Annotated in this window: 2 protein-coding genes; both read right to left on the bottom strand. The window is 74.8% G+C overall.

All coding sequences use genetic code 11. From position 1 onward, the window contains the following. The coding region (locus tag ACFQ36_RS23145; protein ID WP_377017962.1) for a DinB family protein at positions 1-525 on the bottom strand (525 nt) is incomplete at its 3' end. Beyond that, positions 518-706, bottom strand: a 189-nt coding sequence (locus ACFQ36_RS23150) for a hypothetical protein (RefSeq protein ID WP_377017964.1), incomplete at its 5' end; no start/stop codon positions are given. The genes ACFQ36_RS23145 and ACFQ36_RS23150, both read right to left, overlap by 8 nt.

Raw genomic sequence — 706 nt, forward strand, 5'->3', positions numbered from 1 at the left:
CAGCACCGCCGCGGGCAGCGGCGCCGCGGCCAGCACCGGCTCGCCGGCGCGCAGCTGGTGCGTGGCCAGCATCGTCTCATCGTGCTGCTGCTCGTGCTGGATGACCATGCCGAAGACGAACCCGCGCTCGGTGAGGGCCCGGCCCTCCAGCGGTATCCGGTCCAGGATGTCCAGGGCCTTGGCGCGGACCTCGCCGATATAGCGCCGGGCTTCCGCCGGCGGCAGCAGCGGCAGCGAGGACCGGACCCGGCGCGGATACTGGAACGCGTTGTACATCTCGTCGATGCCGCAGCGCAGCGGGGCCATCCCGGCGACGTCGCGCACCAGCCACAGTTCCTCCTGGTTGCCCACGTGCGCCAGGTCCCAGACCAGCGGCGACATCAGCGGGGAATGCTGCCTGGTCAGCTCCGCGTCGTCGCAGTCCGCGAGCGCGAGCGTGCGCCGGCGCGCCCGCTCGAGCCGGGCGCCGAGCTCGGCCCGCAGGGCCTCGAGGGAAAGCCCGTCCCACGCGTCCGTCTCACCCATGGCTCTCCTCCCGCACACCGGTGCTGCCGCGGTGGTGCCGCTGCTCCACCAGCGCATCGGCCGGGCTGCGGCCGCGGGCGGTGTACCGCTCGATGAAGTCCTCCACCCGCCGGCACGTGGCCTGGTCGGCCCCCAGCCGGGGCAGGGCCTCCAGCGCCGCCGCCGCACAGGTGCGGGCCGC

The sequence above is a fragment of the Arthrobacter sp. GCM10027362 genome (genome assembly GCF_042679445.1).
Taxonomy (GTDB): Bacteria; Actinomycetota; Actinomycetes; order Actinomycetales; family Micrococcaceae; genus Crystallibacter.